This window comes from uncultured Croceicoccus sp. (assembly GCF_947496385.1).
In the GTDB taxonomy this organism is placed as follows: Bacteria; Pseudomonadota; Alphaproteobacteria; order Sphingomonadales; family Sphingomonadaceae; genus Croceicoccus.
Window position 1 is genome coordinate 1 of the sequence record NZ_CANMCP010000029.1, and the last position, 6,899, is coordinate 6,899.

Below are 6,899 nucleotides of genomic sequence, written 5' to 3' on the forward strand. Positions count from 1 at the left end.
GTCCTGTCCTCAGAGAGCTCCCTTAACCTTGCCGCAGCCAACCTACGGACGAGGTCTTTTGTGAACACGGCCTAATTGCCGGGCGACCTACCACGGTCGCAAGGGATACAGTTTTGTGCCAGCAGTATCATCACTGCAACCGCCGTTTTCTGACTGGTCTGAGCCCGAAGTTTCTACCAGCTAGGAGTAGAGCCTTGGACCGTTTTGATGCCCGTCGTTGGGCGTGATGGCAACAACCGTATCGGGGGCATGCCCCCGATACGGTTTGCCGCTTGATCCTGCCCCGATCTCGGCCGGGGTTCGGTTCCCGAGGCTCGAGTGGGGCCGGAAGTGGTTGTAGTCGTGCCGCCAGGCTTCCAGTTCCTGGCGGGCGTGGGCGAGGCTAGCGAAGATCGCCTCGTTCAAGATCTCGTCCCGCAGGCGATTGTTGAAGCTCTCGATGAACCCGTTCTGATAGGGCTTGCCCGGTGCGATATAGTGCCACTCGACGTTGCGCTCCTTCGACCAGCGCAGGATCGCCGTGCTGGTCAGTTCGGTACCATTGTCGCTGACGATGGTGTGGGGCCGTGCTATCCTCTCGAACACCGCTGCATCGAGCTCACGCCCGACCCGAGCGCCGGAGATCGACGTGTCGGCGATCAGGCGCACGCACTCGCGGCTATAGTCGTCGACGACCGCAAAGATCCGGAAGCTGCGCCGGCAGGCGAAGGCATCGGACACGAAGTCGAGGCTCCAGCGCTGGTTCGGTCATCGGCGCTCTTGTGCCCAAAGCCCGCTTGCGACCGCCACGACGGCGCACCTGTAGTCGTTCCTCACGATACAGCCGCCGGAACTTCTTGTGGTTCATCGCCCATCCTTCCCGGCACAGCAGCCAGTGCAGCCGCCGATAGCCGAACCGGCTACGCTGGCTGGCCAGTTCCCCAATGCGCTCGCGCGCCTTCGCATCGTCAGGCCGACGACTGACGTAGCGCACCATGGTCCGATCCACGCCCAGCACCGTGCAGGCACGGCGCTGGCTCACCTCGAAGACCTCCTGGAGATGAGCCACCGCCTGCCGCCTGGCACCGGGCGCTAGAATTTTTTGCGCTGATCTCCTTGAGCATGGCGTTGTCGAGCATCGAATCTGCCAGCAGCTTCTTCAGCCGCGCCTTCTCCTGCTCCAGCTGGCGCAGCCGCCGGGCATCGGACACTTCCAGCCCGCCATACTTGGACTTCCACTTGTAAAAGTTCGCTGAACTGATCCCCCGCTTCCTGCTCCTTCAACACAGCGATGATCTGCTCCTCGCTGAACCTGCTCCGCTTCATTCGTCTGTCTCCTTCTCAGGGCCGGACTCTACTTATCACTGGAGGAGATCTAGGGGCTCAGACCAGGCACAAGGGAAGAATGAAGCTTTTAATGCAAAGTCAGGCTACTAGATTTTCTTTCTCAAAATTGGGGTAGGATTGAGGTTCATCGATCCCGATTGCGGCAAGAATTTGGGATCGTATTGCGCGACTATCAATGTTTGACCTGGACATGTCGGGTTTGCTTTCGGCATCGTACCAGATCATTATCCCCTCGGGAATATGATACGCTGTTCCTATATCGCGGGCAAACCGGCGAAGTCCGGCTTGGACGAACGGAACTTCCTTTTCGCTATCAGCTATAGAAATGAAGTCTTCCCCGGTGGACGAGCGAGGCTGCGCGACCCCGATGTTTACCGTCGCTCCGCTGACGTTGACCTTATAGGCGAGTGGCCGACCATCCGGGAGCTTCACCTTTTTCACCAATTCTGCAAACAATTCGGCATGATCGTTTGCTTCGAAGCTGAAATTAAAGTCAGGATGCATTGCAAGCTGGGACGTATAGGGTGCATGAAATCCAATCGCACTTACAAAACGATCAATCGCTTCAATCCGAAGCTGGTCTCCCCCCCTCCGCTCGATCGGAGCCTGGCCCATGCTTGACAAGATAACAAACTGCGCACGCGTTCTGTCAGCAAGATTTCGAAGACGGCCTATTTGCTCATCTGCGACATCCATCGCAAATTCGATGTTGCCGGCACGCACGGGATCGGGATTGTGATCGCTTTTGTTATTTTGTAGTCCATGCTTCCAATACCGGTGCATCATTCCTGCCACGTGATTGGAGAAGAAGGTAGAGAGCTGGGGCGGGTTATTCTTAAACGCATGTAAAAAAACATCGAATGCAATTGGAGCTTGGAAAACCGCACGTCGCGTTTTGTAAGCAGGATTTATACGTTCCCGCATTAGCTGCTTCGCTATTCGAAAAACTGTACGAATAGATAGCCCCACCCGAAACAGACGGACTACGTTCGAAAAAACGCTCCTATCGATTTTTACGCTCGAAACGATTCCCCCATCACTTGCGGTTTGACGCAAGTTGAGCTCCTGCAAAGCCTCGTATTTTGCTGGATAGGCATCAGGCTTAGGAGCGAACGTATCTGGCACGTAAAATGCATAGGTCTGGTTTTGCGGTACAGGGTATGATTGAAGACTTCCGAACACCCCGACTTTCTTACCTGCAGCCGCCGCTGTCTCCCATAGAGGCGGAAACGCGGACGCCTCAGTCAAATCTTGATTCAGAAATTCGATGCCATGAACAGTATTGTTAACCCCCCGATGGAGAGTTGGCCAAGTGACCCAAGGATGCAATTCCCCCTGATCGGTTGAATTCGTCGTATAGCTTCTCGAGCACCCCAGGATGCATGCAATATTAGATTCAGGCTTCCGCGCAACGTACCAGTCGATAATCGCCCAAGGAACTTCGTTCAGTTCGTACATGATTATACTACTAGAATCTTGACCCTTATCAACCATACTTGGCAACATATTAATAACCTCATGCAGTTTAGATGATAAGCCAGAGACTAGCTTAAAATTGCCTACCCCACCAAAAATTAAGCTACTCAAACGATCCGCTTAAATTCTGAGCATGCGATCTAAGAAGCCTTAAAGTAATAATGCTTTGTATTACTCTATGAGAGGATAGTAAAATGCTATACATGAGAGTGGTATTCAAAATGCCTAGCTTGAAATAGTAGCTTAGGCCAAACGCTATTGCAACGCTTGCAGTTCTCTCAATATTGAAAATAAGAAAAAATCGGTCTTTACCGATTACCGCCAAACCCTGTGTAATTGTTCCGCACACAAGCTGTGCCGTAAGATATAAAGACAGGATGCTCGCTATTGATCCCGCTAAGCGCCAATTTTCTCCGAAAACGAGTGCGAACATTTCCGAACCAAATAGCAGAAGGGCGATCGTGGGAGGCAAGGAGATCGCGATCATGCGAACAACGACCTGTTTGGTCAAATCGTATATCTCTTGCCCTCGCTTCCTTCCGAGCGCCGCTACCTCAGCATAATAGGCTTTACCTACGGCATTTCCGACGAGGCGCATGGGCAGCGCAGTCATGCTCGCCGCAAGCCCGAACTGACCCGCAACGCCGGTGTTGAACAAGCCCGCAACAAATAAGATGGGGACTTCATTCGAAAAGCTGAGCAAGAGTTGCGACGGAAGTCGGTAAAATGGAAAAGCGCGGAACCGACTCAGCGCAAATATCATTCGCTTAGGCGTGACAAAGCGTCGCGTTCGCTTCAAATCTTCGAAAGTGCTTTTTAGCAAACTGGCTATCCCGGCAGATTGTGTGACGATCTGACCAATTAGGAGGCCTATCGCCTTGAAGCCGAGATACCCCAAAGCTAGTTGAACACCGCGCCCGGCGAAGGATTGAATAATCGTCGTTTTGGCGATGAGTTTGTAATCGCGCCGGCGTGTCGCGCACATGGAAGCAATTTCATACGCGCCCGCACCCACGACACCGATGATCAAGAGCCACAAATAATCGCCAATCGCTTTCGCCGAAAAATACTCAACCAATACGGGTCCGAAAAACAAAATTGCAAGGCTAACGATCAAGACCGTAACACCGGTCATAATTGCGACGGCCGCGAGAAGATTGGCTACAACGCCGTCGTGTTTTGGAAGCGGGATGGCCGACGAATACTGCAGCGCCATGAAAGGAACAATCATCGCGATCAATGCCGTAAAGACAGATAGAGTACCGTATTCCGCCGGTGTGTAGAGACGTGTGATCAAAGGTGTCGTTGCCAAACCGACCAGCCGAGCCGCGATCGTGCCGGTCGCCAGTTGAGCCATACCACGAAATACGCCGCTAGCGGCGCCACCGAAAAGCTTTTGTACGAGCGCCTTGATCATTAGAAGATTTTTCTATTAATTGAGGCCTCGAACAAAGTGCATGCACTTTTCAATTCAGGCACTGGAAAAGAGAAGGGTCAACTTTACAACATTGAACGAAAATGCGGCGTATTTCAGTGGATAGAGCCATTCCCGCCCGCCGGCACCAGATGCGCCGGAATGATATCTCCACTTTCCGGTGACAGATAGCGAACTTCGCATCGGAGCCAGAATTCAGTGCGATCATGGACGGTGTTCCTGATCATGTGAATCAACGAGAGAACGTCTTTACTGCTCGCCGCGCCCAGATTTACAATAAAGTTACCATGGTTTTCCGCAATTTGTGCGTCGCCAATTCGCGTACCGCGCAACCCGGCGTCCTCGATCACCTTTCCCGGCGGCCCCACGATTTCGTACATCGCCGGATCGCTAAGAAAGACAGATCCACAATTCGGTAAACGCAGGGGAAATTTCTTTCTGCGCGATGCCATGATCCCGATCATTTCATGGCGCGACTCCATTGCATCTGTACGCTCAAATTGAAATTCGGCTTCGACCACGACGAGCTTCAGTTCCTGGAGGACCGATGAGCGATAAGAAAAATTGCATTCTTCGCGAGTAAGCACGATCCGCTCGCCCTGCATATCAATGCCGGTGACACTCACCACGTTCTCACCGATGCCCTTGCGCTGGCTTCCCCCATTCATCACGAGCAGCCCGCCTAGCGTTCCAGGTATCCCGACCGCATGCTCAGCCCCTTTAAGGCCAGCACATCCTACGCGACGGACGAAGTTCGGAATCCATATGCCAGCCTCGGCCGTAACCCGAGTATCTTCGATTGCAAAGTTCGACAAGTTGCGTCCGATGCGAATGACAACGCCGCGAAACCCCGCATCATCGAAAAGCAGATTTGATCCGTCTCCGACCACGACAAACGGTAGCCCGCTTCCGTTGAGCTCGCGAAGAGTGCAAGACAAGCCGTCTTGGTTCAACGGTTCTAGCAATACGTCGCAGGGGCCTCCGATTCGCCATCGGGCAATGGTACGCAATGGTACATCGACCCCTATACGTACGCTGCCATGCTCGGCGAGTGCAGTCAAAAGAGATTGATATCGGTCGGCCATCGCTGCCCGCGTCTCCAAACCGGAAATTGACTTAAGATCCGACCGTAGCCGGCTCAAATGTGTTAAACCCAATACCCAATTTCCGCAGCTTCGTTTGCAGGTCGTTGTAACCGCGGAGCGCCATCTCCACATTTTTTATGACTGATCGGCCATCGGCGCATAATGCGGCAATCACGATAGCCATGCTACCACGCAAATCCGTTGATATTGCCTCTCCTGGTGAAAAACCGGCGGGGCCGCGAATGGTGATTGCGCCATGCTTTGCCTCCAAACATGGCCGATCGACGAGTTTCTGCAACTCGGCGACGAAACCGATCCGCTCGGGATAGCGATAGTCGAACACCCGAGAGGTTCCTGCCCCCACCACGCCAAGCAAGACGTAAAAAGCCTGCATGTCCGAAATTACACCCGGATGCGTTCCGCACGCGAGCTCGAAGGGCTGAACCGCCCCTGCAGTTAAGCACGCCGGTGAAACATGCACACTATTGCTGTTTCGAAACAAATCGATACCCGCCTTTTCGAGATGGAGCAACGGAACTTCCATCGAGCCAAAAGGGACGTCTTCAATGGTCAATGTTCCACCGGAAAGGGCTGCATACACAATCCAGGTAAGCGCCTCGATCCGGTCGGCCATTACCGTGTGGTTAGCGACGGTCAGCACGCGTCGCCCCTCGATCACGATACGACTTGTTCCGTATACCTCGATCTGCGCCCCCATCTTGCGAAGGAGTTTGATCAGATCTTCAATTTCCGGTGTGATATAGGCATTGAGAACTTCCGTCGTACCTTCGGCAATACTGGCGCAAAGCAATGCATTTTCTGTGCCACCCACTGTCGAGATAGGAAAGACGATTTCACCGCCGCGAAAGCCCTTACCGGTGATCTCGATATGATCATCGCGTTCGGTAACGATGCAGCCAAGCTTCTCCCAAACCATCGCATGCAGGTCATATCCACGCCCACCGCCAGCACCTCCACCAATCGGGCAACCGCCCGGATAAGGGATACGGGCAATTCCGGAGCGCATAATCTGTGCTGCCGCCAGAAGATAAGTCGTACGAATCGGAATATCGAACTGCTCACGGGTTAGAATGCGAGATTCCAAACCCGTTGGATCGATACGAACCATATTGTCTACATGAGACACATCGATGACTGCGCCAATCTGACGGCAAAATTCGATCTTATGACCAACATCCACAAGCTTGGTCGGAAAATTGTTGAGAACGACGGGGCCATCAGCCAGGAGTCCAGCCGCGAGCAATCGCGTAGCTGAATTCTTTGCGCCACTGACCCGAACTCGCCCCTTGGGCTGAGCTCCACCAAAAATTTCAGCGTCCATCGTTCACCCTAATATTTATAAATGACAAACGAAGCGTACTCGTAAGATGCATTGCTCGCTTGCCAAAACCCTTTGCCATATGCCGCAGTGCAGCACAACCTTGGTGCTAATGATGCACGACATTCATTAGCATTTTTTGGAAAAATTGTTATTCATCGATTTGAACATTGATTTCCAATGAGCGTTGCACTTCAAAATAATAACGACGTGATGCCACTGGGAAATATCAATAATT

Annotated in this window: 4 protein-coding genes and 1 pseudogene; all 5 read right to left on the minus strand. The window is 52.8% G+C overall.

All coding sequences use genetic code 11. From position 1 onward, the window contains the following. Positions 1-180: 180 nt before the first annotated feature. The 5 genes and pseudogenes from Q0897_RS15770 to Q0897_RS15790 all read right to left on the minus strand — a co-directional run bounded on the left by Q0897_RS15770 (position 181) and on the right by Q0897_RS15790 (position 6,664). Positions 181-1,305, minus strand: a pseudogene (locus Q0897_RS15770) (IS3 family transposase). A gap of 99 nt (positions 1,306-1,404) precedes the next feature. Continuing rightward, positions 1,405-2,784: a hypothetical protein gene (locus tag Q0897_RS15775; RefSeq protein ID WP_299310359.1), complete on the minus strand. Its 1,380-nt coding sequence runs from the start codon at positions 2,782-2,784 to the stop codon at positions 1,405-1,407. Positions 2,785-2,905: 121 nt separating this feature from the next. Next, positions 2,906-4,219 (minus strand): oligosaccharide flippase family protein, encoded by a 1,314-nt coding sequence (locus tag Q0897_RS15780; RefSeq protein ID WP_299310361.1) that lies wholly within the window; start codon positions 4,217-4,219, stop codon positions 2,906-2,908. A gap of 113 nt (positions 4,220-4,332) precedes the next feature. Further along, positions 4,333-5,322: a UDP-N-acetylmuramate dehydrogenase gene (gene murB / locus Q0897_RS15785; RefSeq protein WP_239807438.1), complete on the minus strand. Its 990-nt coding sequence runs from the start codon at positions 5,320-5,322 to the stop codon at positions 4,333-4,335. Positions 5,323-5,353: 31 nt separating this feature from the next. Then, positions 5,354-6,664, minus strand: coding sequence for a UDP-N-acetylglucosamine 1-carboxyvinyltransferase (locus tag Q0897_RS15790; protein WP_299310364.1), 1,311 nt, complete (start codon positions 6,662-6,664; stop codon positions 5,354-5,356). Positions 6,665-6,899 lie beyond the last annotated feature (235 nt).